Raw genomic sequence first — 17,360 nt, 5'->3', positions numbered from 1 at the left:
CATGGGCATCAAAGATATCTTCTCTCGCGAGCGTAAGCCGCTCGACGCTCCTGAAGTCGTTGACGGCGACGGTGTATCCCCGATCGCCTCGGAGCTGGATGGCAACGTCGAGACCCGCAAGAAGCAGCAGATGAAGCTCGCGGCCGGCTGCGGCGTGGTTCTCGTTGCCTCGTCGTTCTGGATCTTTGGCGGTGACGACGCGGTCAAGAAAATCGATCCCGACAGCGCGGACAAGAAGACGGTTTCGGTCAGCGACATGACCAACAAGACCAAGTCCGAGCAGGAGTGGATGGCGCAGTCGGAGAACCGCTTCCAGTCCAACGAAAACCAGTTGAAGGGTGTCGAGGGCACCAACGCCCGCGTGGCGCAGCTCGCCGAGCAGCTTGATGCGATGCGCGCGCAAAATCAGTCGATGTCTGCAGACGGCCAGCGTGTCGTTTCCGCCTATCAGGCTGAGAACGATCAGTTGCGCCGGCAGGTCAACGAACGCGTTGCCGCCCCAGCGCCCGCGCCGGGTCCGCAGGCAATGTACGGCCCAGGTAGCACGGCGATGTACGGCAGCCCCGGCGTTGCCGGCGCCGGCAACGCCCCGGACATCGCTCCTTCGCGCTTGAGCGAGGTGAAGATGGTCTCGTTCGGCTCGGCCGAGGCTGGCAACGCGTCGCGCGTCTCCAAAGGCAGCACGGTCTACACCGATAGCCCGAACTATCTCCCGCCCAATAGCTTCGCGAGCGCCAAGGTTATCGTCGGCGTCGATGCCGCGGCCGGCGTCAACAGCCAGACCGATCCGCTTCCCGTCGTCCTGCGCGTAACCGGCCCCGCGCGGTCGGTACTGCAGAACGGTAAGCTCCTCACCACCAAGATTCAGGGTTGCCTCATAAACGGCGCGGCGCGCGGCGATCTTTCGAGCGAAAAGGTCTATGTGAAGCTGCAGAAGATGACCTGCCCGCAACCGGGCGGGCGCTACGCGGTTTCCGAAGTGAAGGGCTTCATCGCGTTTGGCGGCAAGACCGGGGTTCGTGGCCGCGTCGTCAGCCGCGAGGGCTCACTGGCGATGCAAGCCTTCTTCGCCGGCCTCGTCGGCGGGGCGGGCTCAGCGCTCAACTCGGCTTTTAGCATGCCGGTCATCAACACCGCTGCCGGAAACGGCAGTATCAACCAGACGCCAAATCTCGGCAACGTCGGGCTTCGTGCCCTTGGCGGCGGTGCGCAGGAGACCGGCAAGGACGTCTCGAAATACCTGATCGAGCGTGCCGAGCAGTACCAACCGGTCATCGAAATGCCGACCGGCGTCGACGTCGAGATCGTCTTCCTGGAGGGTGTTTATGTTCGGAACTGATAGCAGCGCCGACAAGCGCCTGACTGGTGCGCGGGTGTTGGTTCTCCTTCTGATCGTCGCGGCGTTCATCGCTGCCGCGATCGGTGCGAAAGCCGCCTATGCCGCGCTTCGTCCTGCCGACGCATCGGTAATCGCTCTTTTGAAGGCCCGCCTGCCCAAGACGCAGGTCAGCAAGGTCGATTGCGCTGTCGTTGATGGCCTTTGCGAAGTGACCGCCGGCAACAACCTGTTCTACGTCGATCGCTCGGGGCGCTACCTCGTCATCGGCCGGGTCTACGACATGGAGACCCGTCAGGATCTGACCGCGACCCGTCTTCTCGAGATCAATCCCGACACGCTGATCGGCGGTGCTGCCAAAGCCAACAATGCAGCCGACAGCGGTGAACCGCCGATCGCCAAGGCGGTCGGTGCCGGCACGCAGCCCACGGCGCCGACGACGCCATCGCGTATCTCGCTCGACGGTCTCCCCAGGGATGGCGCAATCGTCTGGGGCAACCAGTCGGGCAAGACGGTCACGGTCTTCAGCGACTTCCGCTGTGGCTATTGCCGGGCACTGTCGAACACGTTGCGGTCGATGAACGTGCGTGTCGTCGAACGGCCGATCTCGGTACTAGGCAGCCGCGACCTCGCCAATCAGGTGTATTGCGCCAAGAACCGCGAGACCGCCCTTCATCAGGCCTATGCTGGCGAGCCTCTTCGCAATGCCGCCACCTGCGACACGTCCGGACTGGACGCCAATGAGCGCTTCGCTCGCTCGCACGGTCTGAACGGCACACCCGTCATCGTCCGCGCCGATGGCGCGATGATCGAGGGCTATCGTCCCAAGGAGGCGCTCGCCTCCTTCATCGCTGGAGGCCGGTCGTAATGCGCATGAAACTTGGGGCGCTCGCGCTCATCCTGGGGGGCACGGGCCTCGTCAGCTGCACCACGATGGGCGGCAACATCAAGGGTAGCTTCTCCTGCGTTGCGCCTGACGGGATCTGCGCGCCCAGCTCGACGATCGACGATCGCGCGCTGGCTATGATCGCTGGCGAGGATGGTGATCGCATGATTACGCCTGCCGGTCCCTACAGCGCGCCGCAAAGCGCAGGCCGTGGCTTCGATACAGCGGCCGCTACGCCTGCGCGTAGCCAGGAGCGCGTGCTGCGCATCGTTTTCCCGGCGCAGATCGACGCTGCCGGCCGCCTGCACGAGCAGACCGCGGTCCATGCCGTCGTCGAGCGCGGCGAATGGCAGCGCGCGCTGGCTAGCAACGCTGTCGCGACGACCCCGGCACAGGTTCAAGCTGCAACGGGCGGCGACACGCTGCTAGCGGCCGTCGACCGTGCCGATCCCCCCGTCATGATGCAGGATTCCTCCGTTGCTGATCCGGACATGCCGAGCGCCGCTGCTGTTGCCGCGGCACGGGTCCAGGCCGATCCGGTTGGTGACATCAAGGACCAGGTCGCGCGTCGCCTCTCGAAGACGCCGCGCCGTCTTTCAGTGTCACCCTCCGCCCTCCGAACTCCTACCGCTTTGACCTATGGCTCGAAGCAAGCCGCCACGACAAACACGCCGGTCGCGGTTGGCATGACCACCAACGCCAAGCCTCTCCCGTCACCCGCGCCTGTCCGCCCGGCCTTCACGTCCACCTCGGCACTCACGGTGCCGAAGTATGCAACCCCGGCTGGTCGCACCGCGATCGCTGCTGTCGGCGCCAACCCTGCCATCCGTGCAGGTCTTGCTCGCGCCGAGCCTGAAGCGCGGGAGGCGGCAAAGAGTGCGAACCCGCTGCCGGTGCTGCGCGCGTCCTCGTTCCCCGGAGTTGTCCAGTGAGCATCTTCAAAGGTCTGCTTGCCACGCTCCTCGGCGACTCCGCCAAGCCCGAGAACGGCCGTCCGGACTCTGCTGTCCCGCGGTTTGTGCATTGGCTGCCCTACCGTAGCTATGATCCGAAGACACAGATCTACTACAACAGCGCCTCGCGCGGGTTCTTCCTCGAGGCGACGCCGATGATCGGCGCAACCGAGCAAAGCCACGAGATGCTGGCCCAGCTGCTGTCTGAGGGCATTCCCACGCCGGGTGCTCTGCAAGTGCATGGCTGGATGAGTCCGCGCATCAGCGAGAAGCTCTCACAGTGGTACATGCCGCGCTATTCCGCGTCGGGCATCTACGAGCGCATGGCGCGGCACCGTACCGAGTATTTGATGGGCGGCGTCTGGAACTCGTTGTCGGCATCGGCTCCCTTTTGCCTGCGCAATCACCGCCTCGGCCTGTCCTACTCGACCCCAGAGTCGAGCCGCGTCTCGAACGAGGAAATTACCTCGGTCATGGAGGGGCTGATCTCGGCGCTGGAGTCGCTCGGCGTCCATGCGCGGGCCGTCGACCCAAGGGGCCTCATCTCGTGGATCGATGACATCACCTCGCCGACGACGGCGCCCGGTGACGACACGATCACCTACAATCCGTTCGACCCGATCGCCGACCAGGCAGTGCGCCACGATCTGGAGATGAAGATCGAGCCGGACCGTATTCTGCTGCGCACCGAGCGGTTCCGGCCTACCGGCAAGACCGTCGAGCACGCGCCCGAGATTGGTGAGATCTACCCGGACACGTTCGACGTGCGCTCCTTCTCAGTGCGCAACCTGCCGCAGCGCTGGGCGCCGTGGGACATGGCCAAGCTGATCGGCGACATGTTCGCCGACAAGCTGCGCATGCCCTGCCCCGTGTCGACCAACCTGTGCCTCGACTTCCCGGACGCCGAAGCCTCCGGGCAGCGCGCCGGCCGCAAGTTCATGCGCACCACCAGTCTCGCTGACAGCAAGTCCGCGCGCATGTTGCCACAGCTGAAGGACCAGTCCGAAGAGTGGCGTTTCGTGAAGGACGAGCTGCGCCAAGGCCGCAAGCTGGTGCAGGCGTTCTACTCGGTCACCTCATTCAGCCCGAAGGGCAAGGGCGACGCGAATGAGCGTATCCTGAAGTCGGTGTATCGTGCCGCGGGCTGGGACCTGCTCGACGATCGCTATCTGCAGATCCAGGGCCTGCTCGCCGCGATGCCGATGACGATGGCCAACGGCTTGTCGTTCGACCTCAAGAACATGAAGCGGCTGCGCACCGTCCTCACCACGACGGCGGCTAGCCTCATGCCGCTCCAAGGCGAATATCTGGGCGGCAACAACCCGCACCTGATGCTGATTGGTCGGCGCGGCCAGCCCTTCTTCTGGTCGCCATTCGAGAACACGGCGGGCAACCATAACGTGGCGGTCTTCGGCAAGTCCGGCTCGGGCAAGTCGGTGGCGCTTCAGGAGTTGTGCGCCTCGATGGTCGGCGCCGGTGCCAAGGTCGTCGTGATCGACGATGGCCGGTCGTTCGAGCATTCTGCCAAGCTGCAGGGCGGCGCGTTCGTCGAGTTTACGATGTCGTCGGGGTTCTGCATCAACCCGTTCTCGATGATCGATCCGGTGTTGGCGGAGACCGATGAGGATTACCTCATGGACTGCTTCGCCATGCTGAAATCGATCGTGAACCAGATGGCGCGGCACATCGACAAGCTCGACGATACCGAGCGCGGCCTGATCGATGGCGCGATCAACAAGGTCTGGGCCGAGAAAGGCCGGCAGGGCTCGGTCAACGACGTCATCGCAGCGCTCGACGAAACCACAAACCCGCTCGCCATCAATCTCGCGATCGCGATGCGCCCCTTTTCGACCAACGGCACCTATGGCCGCTTCTTCGAGGGCGAGGTGTCCTTCCAGCTCAAGAACAACCTGACGGTGTTCGAACTGTCGGATCTGTCATCGCGCGAGGAGCTTCGTTCGGTCGCCCTGACGGCGATCATGTTCATGGCGTCACAGGCGATGCGACGCGAGGACCGCTCGGTCCCCAAGGCGCTGCTGCTCGATGAGGCGTGGCAGATGCTCAAGGGCGGCTCGATGGCCGACTTCATCGAAGCGTATGCACGTACCTGCCGCAAATACGGCGCGTCGCTGGTGACCGCCACGCAGAGCCTCAACGACTATTACAAGTCGGACGGATCCAAGGCTGCGCTGGAGAACAGCGACTGGTTCGTCATCCTGCAGCAGAAGGCGGAGACGATCGCCGACTTCAAGAAGCACGATCGCTTCGAGATGGACGACTACACCGACGCGCTGCTCCGCTCGTTGAAGCGCAACGGCTCCGAATATTCCGACGTGATGATCAAGGGCCCGGAGACGCTGGCAGTCGGCCGGCTCGTCCTCGATCCTTATTCAGCGACGGTCTACTCGTCGTCGCCACGCACGTTTGCGGCGATCCATGACCTGCTCGCGCAGGGTCTGACGATGGAAGAGGCGATCGAGCGGGTCGCTTACCCCGACAACCCCGAGAAATGGACCGATCCGGGCGCCGATGACGCGCTGGCGATCGCAGCGGAGTGACCACCATGGCAACCGTTCTTCAGCCCCTCCACGTCGAGCGCAAGGTCGACTACGGCTATTTTCTTTATTTCGGACTGCACTTCGCGGGCTTTCTGGCCACGACGCTGCTGATGACGTGGGGCGTCTTCGTCCTGTTCTTCCTGCTCATCGGTAGCTTCTCGCTCGATGGCATGATGAACCATCTGCAGAACATGACCAGCCGCTACCTCGCAGCGGACGCTGGCCGGATCGACCAGTTCAAGATGATCGTCGGCATCGTCCATATGGTCATCACCGGCGCGATCATCTTCTTTCGCCGTCACGCCATTTTGCCGCGTGACGCTGCTCGCCGGGAGCACCGCGCATGACTGAGACGATCACCACACCCACGGCCGAACCCATGGCCTCGCCTGTAGCTGTGACGGTTCGGCGCAAGACGGTGTTCGCCGGCTACACCGCCGCGCAGCTGTTGATTGCTGCCGCCCTCGTCCTGGCGCTGGTCTGGGCGATGTGGGTCACCAAGGTTGTGACCGCCGAGAAGCCGCAGCACATCGTCAAGGCAGACCTGTCCCGCATCGTTGGCGAGTATGTACAGGCGCAAGCCCGCAGCGCGACCCCGCCCGACCAGGTCCAGGCGCAAATGCGCACATTCATGGCATCGCTCGACACCGAGTTGCAGCGTCGCGGTGCGGCTGGCCAGGTCATTCTCGTCGGCGAGGCTGTGCTGTCCAAGAGCGTGCCCGACATCACCGCCGACGTCGCGAGAGCCGTTTACGCGTCTGGCGTAAAGACACCGATGCCCGCGACGCCCGCGCAGATGGGTTCGATGATGCAGGGTCAGGTGCCTGCCGCGCCAGCGATCGCGCCTGTGGAAATGGCGCAGGCCGCACCCGTTCCCGCCGCGCCGAACCCCTTTGCCGCAGTGCCTGCCCCCGCGACTGCGCAGGACGTCGCACCGGTTGACCCGTCGGTTGCCGGTGCCATGGTCTCGAGCTTTGGTGGTCCCGGTGGCCAGTAAGGCAATTGCGGCGCCAGCAGTGGCTGAGGGCTTCCGTCCCCGCAAACGCCTCTGGGCAGCGCTTGGCCTGTTCGTCGCCGGTGGGATATCGTTGAACGCGATCGCCGAGTGGCGGGACACGCACGGGCTCCTGATCAACGCGTCGGAATCGCTGCCGAACTGGGCATTCGTCATCCACAAGACGGCAGTGCCGAAGCGTGGCGAATACGTCTTTTTCGTGCCGCCTGCCGTGCCGCTCGTCATCAAGCATTTCGGTGCGAAGAAGCAGATGTTCGGCAAGATCGTCTACGGCATGCCGGGTGATACCGTCGTGCACCGCGGCGCGGATGTGTTCGTCGCCGGCAAGCTCGTCAGCCACATGAAGCCTGTCACCAAACTGGGTGAGCCGCTGGTGGCCGGCCCGACGGGCGTGATCCCGCAGAGCTGCTACTATGTCGGCAGCCCGCACAAGGACGGTTTCGACAGCCGCTATGCCGCGATCGGCTACGCCTGCTCGAACAAGATCGTTGGCGTCGGGGACCCAATCCTGTGAGGACCGCCCTCGATCTCTGTGTGATGTTCGCGGTCAGCGCACTTCTGACCTCCTCCGTTGCGATCGCCAGTGACCACGGCGTCGTCGGCCAGGCCTTTCCGATCATCGAGCCAGATTTGCTGACGACGATCGAGGCCCGCCTGCAGCGTCTCCAAGCCACCGGCGGGATCGACCGCATGAACGCGGAGTTCGCCAAGCGGTCCGAGGCGCGCGTGCGTCGGCCGAAGCCCGTCGCCGGTATCACCGCGGCAACGGAGCCACGCAGCTGGGCCTATGATCCCACGATCGTCATCGAGCGGGACGTGCAGGACCAGAAGGGCAATTACATCGCTCGTGCCGGCCAGACCGTGAACCCGCTCGATTTCGTGGCGGTCCATCAGGCGCTTGTGTTCGTCGACGGCGATGACGCCGCACAGATGGAATGGGCGACGTCGCAGTACAGCGACCTGAAAGCCAAGATTATCCTCGTGAACGGCTCGCCGATCGAGGAGATGACCAACCGCAAGCGGCGCTTCTACTTCGATCAGGAAGGTCGGCTCACCGGCAAACTCGGCATTCGGCACACCCCGGCCGTTGCCGTCCAGAATGGCCGCGTCCTGAAGCTCTCCGAAATCAAGCTGAAGGGAATAAGCTGATGCCGATGTGGCTCGACCTCCTGCGCACGCCGATGGCGGCCCCTGAAACCGACGACCTGCGCACCATGCGCCGGACCTTCCAGGTACTCTGCGTCCTGTCGGGTATCGGTGTGATCGCAATCTCGCCGCTCGTTGCCCTGTTCGGGCGCCCCGCCTCGTTCGTCGTGGCGGCGATCCTGGCCACGACGGCGTTACATACCGCGCTCTACGTCTTCCGGAAGAACCGCGCCGACAACGCCTTCCTCGACGCCGCACGGTCGTCGGAGGAGCACGCGTGAAGCTCTTGCGCTTCCTGACGCTGATGCTGGGTGCGTTCGTGCTTTCGAGCGTTCTCAGCCCTCGCGCGGAGGCGCAATCGAAGTGCTCGGGCAAATTCGTGAATCCGATCACCGACGTCTGCTGGTCGTGCCTGTTCCCTCTTTCGGTTGGTGGCCTGAAGATCTGGCCGAGCAATCGCGCCGACACGGAAAACCCGTCCCTCCCCGTCTGCGCGTGTGGCAGTCCGGTGCCGCGCATCGGCATTTCGGCCGGCTTCTGGGAACCCGTTCGTCTTGCCGACGTCACCACCAAGCCTTGGTGCTTTGTCAATCTGGGCGGCACGAGGATCGCTCCCGGGTTCGACATCGGCCAGGGCCAACTATCCGGCCCGTCGCAGACCGGCGGGAACGGTCAGAACACCTCCAAGTGGCACGTCCACTGGTACGTCTATCCGCTCCTCTACTGGATGGAGATCCTGACCGACTTCCTGTGCTTTGAGCAGGCCTCGTTCGACATCGCGTACATGACCGAGGTCGATCCGCTCTGGCAGGATGACTCGCTGACCGCGCTTATCAATCCCGAAGCCGTGCTGTTCTCGTCGCCTATCGCGCAAGCCGCGTGCGCCGGCGACTGCATCGCGGCAACCGCCAAGCTGCCGCTCGATGCGACCTTCTGGTGCGCTGGCTGCCAGGGGCCGATGTACCCGGTCAACGGCAACATCGCGGCCTCGATCGGTCATGTGCAGGCGTCGCGCCTCGCGCTGGCCCGCTTCGCCTTCAAGATCCACCGCGAAGGCCTTGCCTGGGGCACGATGGGCTCCAAGGGCCTGTGCAACAAGTACCCCATGCCGGTGCTGCGCAAGCAGCAATACCGCGTCCAGATGGTCAACCCCATCCCGATGGTCAGCGGCAAGATGGCCTGTTCGCCGCTCGGGGCCTCGACCATGCCACCGCAGGCTGGCCGCTCCTTTCCCGTGAAGGGCGAGGACATGGGCTACCTCGTCTGGCGCAAGCGCAACTGCTGCGTGCTCTGAGGAGAGACAATCATGCGCCGTATCACCATCGTTATTGCTGCAATCGCCGGGCTCGCCGGCATTCAGGCGATCGCCCAGACCGTCGACGGGCTCGATCTCGAGGCGATCAAGCGGCGCTCGGCCGCCATGCAAGGTGACGCCGACATCTTTGCCGAGCACGTCCGCAACCGCGGCGATGCCTTCCGCGAAGAGGCCGTCGCTATTCAGGCAAAGAGCAGCACTAACCTCACCGCGCTCGCGAAAGCGGATCTGCCGGTGAACGGGGACGGTGCGTTCGACTTCGACGAGATCATCAAGGGGGCCAGCCAGAACGTCGCCGGCACCAAGGGCGATGCGCCGCAGTTCATCGCCTTTGCGAGCCTGTCGATGCCGCCTGCGGCCCTTCGTCAGCTCATTGCCGACACGGCCAAGGCGGGCGGTGTGGTTGTCTTCCGGGGCTTCCCGGACAACTCGATGAAGGCCTTCAGCGCCATGCTGGGCAAGGTCGTTACCGACAAAGATCAGCTGTCCAATGTCGGCATCGACCCGCGGCTCTTTCGTGCATTCAACGTCGAGGCGGTTCCGACCTATGTCGCCGTCTCGACCGACTTCGATCTCTGCTCGGGCCTGAATTGCACCACCTCGGTGCCGACACACGACAAGATCACCGGCAACGTCTCGGTTCGCTATGTGCTCGACACCTTCGTCGCGGCGCACGGCCCCGGTGCCGGCGTGGCATCCGTCGCATTGCGTAACCTCAGCAAGGGCGTCTGAGTGAAGCGCGTCGCTTTCTCTTTGCTACTGAGCGTCCTGGCGGGCGCCACCAGCGGCGTCGTCGCACAGACGACGATCGAGGAAGCACGCAAGCAGGGCGCTGATCTTGGAAAGTCGATGCGTGCTGACGAAAGCCTTGGCCCGAACGATGCCAAGCTCGCGCAGCTGCCGGGATATGGCGGCACCGATCTGGCAGAGAAGGTCTATTTCGACGATCCCGACCGGCTGGTGGTCGATGGTGGTTCGAAGGCCGGCACCGATGAGGCGTTCGGCACGGTGACCGATCGCGCACGCACGCGGGCGACCTTCAGCAATGCCGAGATCCTGGCGGCGACCTCCCGCGGCACCGCGATCGAGAAGGATCCTGAAACCTATCTGGGCGGTCAAAGCCTTGGCGGTGCTGAGGGAACATGCACGGCCCTTCCTCCTTCCGTCGGCTCAAAGGGCTATTACGAGGCTACCTGCAACAAGGGGTCGAAAGTTACGGACACGGTCGAGGCCTGCCGCGGAAACCTCGTGCCGACCGTCGTCAACACCGCGCGCTGGTTTTACTACGGCGTTCTCGACAAAAACGAGGGCTACGGGTTCGCCAAAAACAGCGTCATGCAGGCGAAGGTCAATGCCGGCGTTTGCCGGGCAGAACCGATCTCCAAGCACATCTGCGACGCGCAGATCGATCTTGGCGGTGGCGCTAACGACGTCGAAGGCTACCGCAAATACTGCAAGAAGAATGTCAGCGGCACGGCGCAGCTGTATTCCTGCAATGCCGAATTGTCGGCCGCTGAGATCGCCAGCCACCACAACTTTGCGACTGGTACGGCCTATCTGAAGAAGGAAGGGACGCTCAGCGTTACCGTCGCCCGCAACGAAGGCACCTGCCCGGCGCTGGCGGCCGACACGACCTGCATTCCGGAAGCGGCCGAAGTCTGCACCGAAGGCCCTGAAACCCGCATTATCGACGGTGTGCCGGTGACGCAGGCGTGCTGGGCGTGGTCGCGCTCCTTCACCTGTCAGCGCCTCACGCCGGCCAGCGATTGCAGCGCGCTCGACGACAACAAGCTGTGCAAATTCCTACGTGACGAATGCCTCGACGATCCGCAAAGCGGCGCCTGCAAGGTATCGCAGCGCGTCTACAGCTGCCCGCTGCCCGACGATAAGGCACCGACTGACAAGCAATATGTCTGTGGCGGCGACGTCTATTGTCTGAACGGCAGCTGCGAGACCATCGAGCGCGAGGCGTCGACCGAGTTCAAGGACGCGTTGGTCGCTCTTCACTCGATCGGCGACGCCGGCAAGCAGTTCGACCCGAACAATCTGACCGTGTTCTCCGGCGAGCGTGGCACCTGTTCCAAAAAGATCTTCGGTGCCTCGAATTGCTGTTCGGGCAGCGGCGTACCGCTCCTGACGCCGTGGTTGTGCAGTTCGGCCGAAAAGCAGCTCGACGAGAAGGACGACAAGGGGCTGTGCCACAAGGTCGGATCCTATTGTTCGGACAAGGTGCTCGGCGTCTGCGTCACATCGAAGGACGCCTATTGCTGCTTCGGTAGCAAGCTCTCCCGCATCCTCCAGGAACAGGGCCGCCAGCAGATCGGCAAGCCGTGGGCGAAGCCCAAGGACGAAACCTGCAAGGGCTTTTCGATCGAGGAGTTCCAGCGCCTCGACCTGTCCCAGATGGATTTTTCCGAGGTCTATGCGGAGTTCATGGACGCAGCAAAGCTGCCCAGTGAGGTCTCCGTGATGGCCGACATTCAAACCAAGATTCAGGGGTATTATGACCTTCACGGGAGCAAATGATGTGACGGGTCCGGGGGGGCCATGTTCGATCGACATGTCAGTGCTCGATCTTGCCATTTTCCTTCGCATTCATCGGTCTGGCCGCGGCACGTCGGCAGGCGAGGTCGCGCAGACCATCTCGCACTGGTTTCAGTGCGCGATCGATCCGCTCGAGGTCGAGCAGGCCTTTCCGCGCATGGCGGACAAGGGCTGGCTGGTTCGCCGCGAGACCGGGATGCGCGCAACGATCATGGGGCGAAAGCACGGCCGGAGCCATCTTCGCGGCATCGTCCGGATGCTCGATCAGGGCACCAGAATGCTCGACGTCGCCGCGATGATGTCAGTTCTCAAACTCGCAATGATTGAGCTCGACGGGGAGCATGATGATGACGACGATCAAGACTAAGCCTGCCGGCCGGCTGACCGCCGCCATTCTGATGCTGCTTGCAGCAACGGCGCCCGTGGCGACGCCGGCGCTCGCGCAATCTGTCGACCTGCAGAGCGCGGCGATGGCGGAGGCAATCGGTGACGAAGATGCGCAGGCAACCAACGCTGTGGTCGAGCCCGAATTTGACCGTACGTCTGACGCCGCGGAACAGCAGCAGGCCGGCGACTTCTATTGTGGCGAACGCAAACTCGGCCAGTGGTTCTACTGCGAGAAGCCCAAGGCTAAGCCGTCCGCTCCACAGGCGTCCGCGCAGCCGCAGCAGTCGTCGACGGCGCAGCTGAAGGCGATCACCAGGCAGCTCGACGAACTGAAGGCACGTGCCATTCTCGAGCCGACAGAAGCGAACGTCATCGCCTACGTCCGTTATCAACGCGAACAGCTCGATCGCGCGTCGACCTTCTCCGATACTTGGCAGCGTGCGCTCTGGCAGAACCCGGACATCGACTACACGCTGCAGCGCCCGGTCTCGACCGTCGCCAAGCGGGCATGGACCGATAACCGCTCGGCGACCCGCGACCAGGTCCTGTCGCAGCTCGGTCAGCGCTATGGCATGTTCTATTTCTTCGCGCAGTCCTGTGCGGCGTGCGAGGTCTTTTCGCCGATTCTTCGCTCGGTCGCCGACAGCCACCGGATCACCGTCATGGCGGTCTCGACGGATGGTGGACCAAGCCGGCAATTTCCCAACTACGTCGTCGATAGCGGACAGCGTCAGCGCATGGGCGTGCCGCTTGCCACGCCGGCGCTGGTCCTGTTCGACACCGTGACCCGCAAGACCGTGCCGATCGGGTTTGGGGTCATGTCGGCCGACGAGGTCATGGAACGGATCTTCATGCTCACCAACGCCAAGGTCGGGAGCGACTTCTGATGGCAAACACCCCCTCTCCTCGCCCTTCACCCTTCCGCGCCCTTCTTCGCCGGACCGCCGCGGTTGCCATGAGCCTGGGTGCTGCCAGCATGATCCCGGTCGGGATGGCGCGCGCCGATGTCGCAGGGCAGATGAACAGCTTCTTCCAGGATGCTGGCGGTGCCGCCAATGTCACGGGGCCGAGCGCCTATCAGGGACAGACGGCCGGCTATTATTCGATGGGCAACGTCTGGACCCGCTTCCCGCAAAAGAGCGTCCAGCCCTTCAACCTCCAGATGCCCAAGGTTTCTGCGGGCTGTGGTGGGATCGACCTGTTCACCGGCTCCTTCTCGTTCATCAACGGCGCTGAGATGGTCGCCATGCTGAAGGCAACCGCAAACAATGCGCTCGGCTTCGCCTTCCAGCTCGCGATCGACAGCGTCTCGCCCGAGATCGGCAAGGTCATGGATACCATGGCCAACAAGGCGCAGCAGATGAACCAGATGAACATTTCCTCGTGCGAAGCAGCACAGGGTCTGGTCGGCTCGGTATGGCCGAAAATGGCGGGGGCGCGTTCGACGATCTGCGCGGCGGTCGGCAACAGCCAGGGTAAGTTTTCCGACTGGGCGCGGTCACGGCAGGGCTGCGGCGCCGGTGGTGAACAGGACGCCACCCTCGAGGGCAACACCGATCCGGCGATGGCCGACAAGATCCCCGGTAGCCCGCGGAATTACACCTGGGATGCAATCAAGAAGTCGAACAAGTTCGGGAGCACCGATCAGCAATTTTCGGAATATCTCATGACGCTGGTCGGTACGATCGTCATCAATCCGAAGGCCCCGGCGGGAGCGATCGTCGGCTTCGTGGGCCCGGCCGAGGATGCAGTCGTCACCGCTCTCCTCGACGGCACTACGACGGGCACTCCGGTCAAGATCCTGCATTGCGACGAGTCAGAAGCATGCCTCAACATGACCGAGCAGACTCTGCAGGCGGGACCCGGCCTGCGCTCGAAGATCAAGGGCATGATCGACTCGATCAACTCGAAGATCCGCACCGATGCAGCTCTCGATGCGTCCGAGCAGCAGCTTCTCAACATGACGACGCTGCCGCTCTACAAAATGCTCGCGGTCCAGGCGATGGCGCACCAGAACTTTGCCGACGGCGAGACCAGCGCGCTGGCCGAGATCGTCGCGGTCAATCTGCTGTCTTCTATGATCGAGAACATGCTCGACCGGATCAGTCAGTCGACCGTGCAGGTGCAGCCGGCCGATGCCGAAATGGGCAAAATGTGGCGCGACCAGCTGGCCGAAGCGCGTACCCGCTACGCGCAGCGCGATATCAAGCTGAAGGACACGCTCAATCAGACGATCGCGCTCATCAACAAGTCGGTCATGCTGGAGTCGACCCTTCAGAACAGCATGTCACCGGCGATGTCTGCATCGCTCAATTTCTCGCGGGGCCTGAGTGCCCAGGGCCTCAATTAGGACGGGTGACGGAGCATGGTTGAGGTCTTCACGATTGGCGGTGGCGAATACATCGTCAACACGTTCAACGCGGTAGCGGCCTGGACGGGCGGGGGCGGTTACCGCTCCCTCCTTCAGGTGGTGATGGTTCTTGGCCTGATCTACTCGCTTCTTGCCGTCGCTTTCACCATGAACGTGCGCGTCTGGCTCAACTGGTTTCTTGGCTCGTCGCTCATCTACATGTGCCTCATGGTCCCGACCGTCACGGTTAAGGTGACGGACCGGATCAACCCGTCACTGGCTCCCGCCGTTGTCGATAACGTACCTCTCGGCTTGGGGGTGATTGCCAGCTTCACCAGTCAGGTCGGTGACTGGCTGACGCGGACGGCCGAAACTGTTTTCACGATGCCGAGCCAGCTTAGCTACTCGTCGAATGGCATGGTCTATGGTGCCCGTCTGCTCGATGCGACGCGCAATTTTCAGATCCGGGACGCCGAGTTCGCGACCAATCTGTCTTCGCATTTCAAAAACTGCGTATTCGGCGACGTCATGCTCGGCCAGAAGTCGATGACCGATCTTGCCTCCGCGAAAGACCTTTGGGCAACGATGGGACCTGGCTCTGCCGCGCGATCTCAACCTTGGGTGGAACGCTCTGGCGCTACAACGTCCAGCAGCATCGTCAGCTGCCGGCAGGCCTACGGTATGCTCGATGGCCTTTGGCACAGCATGATCGACGCTCAGACCTCGCTCTGGGCCAAGGAGACCTATCCAAAGCTCTCGACTGCCGTCGCCTCGGCGAAGCTGCGGGCCGATGTTCCGATCGTCAACCAGGCGTTCACGGCGTCCAGCGCCGGCTACGAGAACATCGTCCGGCAAAACACTGCCATCAACGCCTTCATGCAGGCGCGTGACGGCATGGCTGGTGGTCCGGGCGCAGCCTCGATCGATACGTTCGCGACGACGCGGGCCGATATCCAGGCGCGCAACACGTACAACTCGATCGCGCAGCAGGCGATGAGCTGGGTGCCTATTCTAAACATCGTGCTGACCGTCGTCTTCTACGCGATGTTCCCGGTCATCTTCCCCCTTTTCCTGATGCCGCAGACCGGTGTTGGCGCGCTCAAGGGCTACCTGACCGGGTTCTTCTATCTTGCTGCGTGGGGGCCGCTTTATGTCATCCTCCACATGATCTGCATGACGCGGGCGACAGCCGCGGCGCAGGGCGTAGCGGACGGAGGTATGTCACTGGGGTCCTATGCGGGTATTGGCGCGGTAAACGCTGAAACCGCGACGATCGCGGGCTTCATGCTGATGTCAGTGCCGTTCCTTGCAGCTGGCTTAGCCAAGGGCGCTATGAGCATCTCCGGCCAGGCGACATCGGTTCTATCGCCGGCGCAGAACGCTGCGGAGGCTGCAGCCGCGGAGCAGACGACAGGCAATTACTCCTACGGCAATGCCAGCTTCGCGAACTCGACGTCGAACATGCGTCAAAGCAACCAGTGGTCGGACGCACCGGCATTCTCGACCGGTGCATTTGCTTCCAGCTTCCGTCACGATAACGGCGCGACGACAGCAGCGTTTGGCAATGGCCACTCGGTTATAGACGTGACACCAGGTATGAGCCGGTTGGGCGTTCAGCCAGCGATGAACAGCAGCTACGTTTCGGAAATGCGTCAGCAGGCAAGCCAAGCCGAACGCGCATCTCAAAGTGAGCTCGAAGCGGCAGCGGCAATCCGAACCGCAACCCACACGGATCGGAGCAGCGTCGGTAGGTCGACAAACGTCTCTTCAGGGTTTGAATCCGGCAGCGGTGGCCAGTCCGGAACTTCGTTGGAAAGCTTTGATCGGACTACGGGTTCGACCTCCACTGGAACCGAGGACCGTTCCTCCACTGGTCAATCCCTTCGGTCGACTGATGGCCGTACTCGTGGTGCCGAAACTCTTGACCAGGTTTCCGGCAATGTCAGCCTAGGTAGCCCGTTGGGACGTCGAGGTGCCGGGGGTAGTTCGGGTTCTTCGGGGAAATCAAACGGTAGTGGCGCGGGTGGCGGTCTGCTAGGCGCGCTGCCGATCCCGAGCGTTGGCGGAAGTGTTACCAAGACCGGCACGCAACGGGATGGCCTGACTCATTCTTCCGACAGGTCCAAGACCGACGACTATAACAGCAGTCAGACCGCTGGTTCTCGCGATGAGCATGCAAATGGCGACAGCGCGGGCACGTCGAGCAGCACCTACAGTCGAAGCGGCACATTCACGCGCGCATCCAGCGATTCCACCTCAAGTGTTGGTCAGGACGACGCCCTGTCGCAGGCCTACTCACATGAGCAGCGGGCGCAGAAGCTCCATGAGTTGTCGCAATCGCTAACTCGAGATGCAAACTTTGCAGAGTCGCATAGTCTTCAAATGAGTGAGAACCTGAGCCAGGAGCTCGCGCAGTGGTACGCTGGAGAAGCGGCTACTAAACCTGGGCTGAACGCTCCGGGGCTTCATCAAACTACCTTTACCGATCAAGAGCGCCGGACACGAGATGCGATGATCTCGCAATTTCTCACTCAACGCCGGCAAGCAATCTACGATGAAGTCGCTCCCAGCCTACACCAGCCCGATCTCGTCCATGTTGCCGCACCACCTGTGGCTACCGACGCCGATGTTACAGCACGCTATCACCCGCATGGTCTATCGGCCCTGCCAAGCGCTCCAGCTATGCCTGACGGTTCGGCAGCTCGTGATAGGATATCGTCGGGCAAGGACACGCTTACGGCGGAACGAGACGTTCAAGGGGTGATGCGCTCCGGAGCCGTTCAGGCCGGCTCTCAGGTGCAGTCCGATGTGAACAAGGACCTTAACCGACAGTTTTTCACAGATCCCTCACTACGAAAGTGAGGTCCTAG

Annotated in this window: 16 protein-coding genes; all 16 read left to right on the top strand. The window is 62.9% G+C overall.

What is annotated here, in order from left to right:
* The first annotated feature begins 1 nt into the window (after position 1).
* Entirely contained in the window at positions 2 to 1,339 is a 1,338-nt protein-coding gene (locus AC1MLZ_RS23545; protein WP_480962267.1) for a TraB/VirB10 family protein, read from the top strand.
* The gene (locus AC1MLZ_RS23540; RefSeq protein ID WP_480962266.1) at positions 1,326 to 2,204 is read left to right on the top strand and encodes a DsbC family protein; all 879 of its coding nucleotides are present in this window, start codon (positions 1,326 to 1,328) and stop codon (positions 2,202 to 2,204) included. The genes AC1MLZ_RS23545 and AC1MLZ_RS23540 overlap by 14 nt, the downstream gene beginning before the upstream one ends.
* Positions 2,204 to 3,154, top strand: coding sequence for a TraV family lipoprotein (locus tag AC1MLZ_RS23535; protein ID WP_480962265.1), 951 nt, complete (start codon positions 2,204 to 2,206; stop codon positions 3,152 to 3,154). Before AC1MLZ_RS23540 ends, AC1MLZ_RS23535 begins: the two co-directional genes overlap by 1 nt.
* The gene (gene traC, locus AC1MLZ_RS23530) at positions 3,151 to 5,733 is read left to right on the top strand and encodes a type IV secretion system protein TraC (RefSeq protein ID WP_480962264.1); all 2,583 of its coding nucleotides are present in this window, start codon (positions 3,151 to 3,153) and stop codon (positions 5,731 to 5,733) included. The genes AC1MLZ_RS23535 and traC overlap by 4 nt, the downstream gene beginning before the upstream one ends.
* A gap of 5 nt (positions 5,734 to 5,738) precedes the next feature.
* Entirely contained in the window at positions 5,739 to 6,080 is a 342-nt protein-coding gene (locus tag AC1MLZ_RS23525; protein WP_480962263.1) for a hypothetical protein, read from the top strand.
* Positions 6,077 to 6,730, top strand: coding sequence for a TrbI F-type domain-containing protein (locus AC1MLZ_RS23520; RefSeq protein ID WP_426284080.1), 654 nt, complete (start codon positions 6,077 to 6,079; stop codon positions 6,728 to 6,730). Before AC1MLZ_RS23525 ends, AC1MLZ_RS23520 begins: the two co-directional genes overlap by 4 nt.
* Complete coding sequence (locus tag AC1MLZ_RS23515) at positions 6,720 to 7,262, top strand: S26 family signal peptidase (protein WP_480962262.1); 543 nt, start codon at positions 6,720 to 6,722, stop codon at positions 7,260 to 7,262. The genes AC1MLZ_RS23520 and AC1MLZ_RS23515 overlap by 11 nt, the downstream gene beginning before the upstream one ends.
* 23 nt (positions 7,263 to 7,285) lie before the next feature.
* Positions 7,286 to 7,897 (top strand): type-F conjugative transfer system protein TraW, encoded by a 612-nt coding sequence (gene traW, locus AC1MLZ_RS23510; protein WP_426284082.1) that lies wholly within the window; start codon positions 7,286 to 7,288, stop codon positions 7,895 to 7,897.
* On the top strand, positions 7,897 to 8,175 hold the full coding sequence (locus tag AC1MLZ_RS23505; protein WP_480962261.1) for a hypothetical protein: 279 nt from the start codon (positions 7,897 to 7,899) through the stop codon (positions 8,173 to 8,175). The genes traW and AC1MLZ_RS23505 overlap by 1 nt, the downstream gene beginning before the upstream one ends.
* Before the next feature lie 23 nt (positions 8,176 to 8,198).
* Positions 8,199 to 9,188, top strand: a complete 990-nt coding sequence (gene traU / locus AC1MLZ_RS23500) for a conjugal transfer pilus assembly protein TraU (RefSeq protein WP_426284191.1) — start codon at positions 8,199 to 8,201, stop codon at positions 9,186 to 9,188.
* Between the two features lie 12 nt (positions 9,189 to 9,200).
* On the top strand, positions 9,201 to 9,941 hold the full coding sequence (trbC, locus tag AC1MLZ_RS23495; RefSeq protein ID WP_480962260.1) for a type-F conjugative transfer system pilin assembly protein TrbC: 741 nt from the start codon (positions 9,201 to 9,203) through the stop codon (positions 9,939 to 9,941).
* Positions 9,942 to 11,735, top strand: a complete 1,794-nt coding sequence (locus AC1MLZ_RS23490) for a conjugal transfer protein TraN (RefSeq protein WP_480962259.1) — start codon at positions 9,942 to 9,944, stop codon at positions 11,733 to 11,735.
* A 34-nt stretch (positions 11,736 to 11,769) separates the two neighbouring features.
* On the top strand, positions 11,770 to 12,120 hold the full coding sequence (locus tag AC1MLZ_RS23485) for a hypothetical protein (protein WP_426284086.1): 351 nt from the start codon (positions 11,770 to 11,772) through the stop codon (positions 12,118 to 12,120).
* Entirely contained in the window at positions 12,101 to 13,027 is a 927-nt protein-coding gene (locus AC1MLZ_RS23480) for a conjugal transfer protein TraF (protein ID WP_480962258.1), read from the top strand. The genes AC1MLZ_RS23485 and AC1MLZ_RS23480 overlap by 20 nt, the downstream gene beginning before the upstream one ends.
* A gap of 68 nt (positions 13,028 to 13,095) precedes the next feature.
* On the top strand, positions 13,096 to 14,490 hold the full coding sequence (locus AC1MLZ_RS23475) for a conjugal transfer protein TraH (RefSeq protein WP_426284087.1): 1,395 nt from the start codon (positions 13,096 to 13,098) through the stop codon (positions 14,488 to 14,490).
* A 15-nt stretch (positions 14,491 to 14,505) separates the two neighbouring features.
* Positions 14,506 to 17,352, top strand: a complete 2,847-nt coding sequence (locus AC1MLZ_RS23470; RefSeq protein WP_480962257.1) for a conjugal transfer protein TraG N-terminal domain-containing protein — start codon at positions 14,506 to 14,508, stop codon at positions 17,350 to 17,352.
* Positions 17,353 to 17,360: the final 8 nt, after the last annotated feature.

Source organism: Sphingomonas sp. PEI4 (assembly GCF_056679955.1).
Note: the sequence above shows the minus strand (reverse complement) of the source record. Positions and strands in the feature narration are given on the sequence as shown.

Bases quoted from the DNA above. Each gene is read 5' to 3' on its own strand.
- traW (WP_426284082.1), top strand. From the start codon at position 7,286: ATGTTCGCGGTCAGCGCACTTCTGACCTCCTCCGTTGCGATCGCCAGT.
- AC1MLZ_RS23545 (WP_480962267.1), top strand. From the start codon at position 2: ATGGGCATCAAAGATATCTTCTCTCGCGAGCGTAAGCCGCTCGACGCT.
- AC1MLZ_RS23485 (WP_426284086.1), top strand. From the start codon at position 11,770: ATGTCAGTGCTCGATCTTGCCATTTTCCTTCGCATTCATCGGTCTGGC.
- trbC (WP_480962260.1), top strand. From the start codon at position 9,201: ATGCGCCGTATCACCATCGTTATTGCTGCAATCGCCGGGCTCGCCGGC.
- AC1MLZ_RS23475 (WP_426284087.1), top strand. From the start codon at position 13,096: ATGAGCCTGGGTGCTGCCAGCATGATCCCGGTCGGGATGGCGCGCGCC.
- AC1MLZ_RS23480 (WP_480962258.1), top strand. From the start codon at position 12,101: ATGACGACGATCAAGACTAAGCCTGCCGGCCGGCTGACCGCCGCCATT.
- AC1MLZ_RS23520 (WP_426284080.1), top strand. From the start codon at position 6,077: ATGACTGAGACGATCACCACACCCACGGCCGAACCCATGGCCTCGCCT.
- AC1MLZ_RS23535 (WP_480962265.1), top strand. From the start codon at position 2,204: ATGCGCATGAAACTTGGGGCGCTCGCGCTCATCCTGGGGGGCACGGGC.
- traU (WP_426284191.1), top strand. From the start codon at position 8,199: ATGCTGGGTGCGTTCGTGCTTTCGAGCGTTCTCAGCCCTCGCGCGGAG.
- AC1MLZ_RS23525 (WP_480962263.1), top strand. From the start codon at position 5,739: ATGGCAACCGTTCTTCAGCCCCTCCACGTCGAGCGCAAGGTCGACTAC.
- AC1MLZ_RS23505 (WP_480962261.1), top strand. From the start codon at position 7,897: ATGCCGATGTGGCTCGACCTCCTGCGCACGCCGATGGCGGCCCCTGAA.
- AC1MLZ_RS23470 (WP_480962257.1), top strand. From the start codon at position 14,506: ATGGTTGAGGTCTTCACGATTGGCGGTGGCGAATACATCGTCAACACG.
- AC1MLZ_RS23540 (WP_480962266.1), top strand. From the start codon at position 1,326: ATGTTCGGAACTGATAGCAGCGCCGACAAGCGCCTGACTGGTGCGCGG.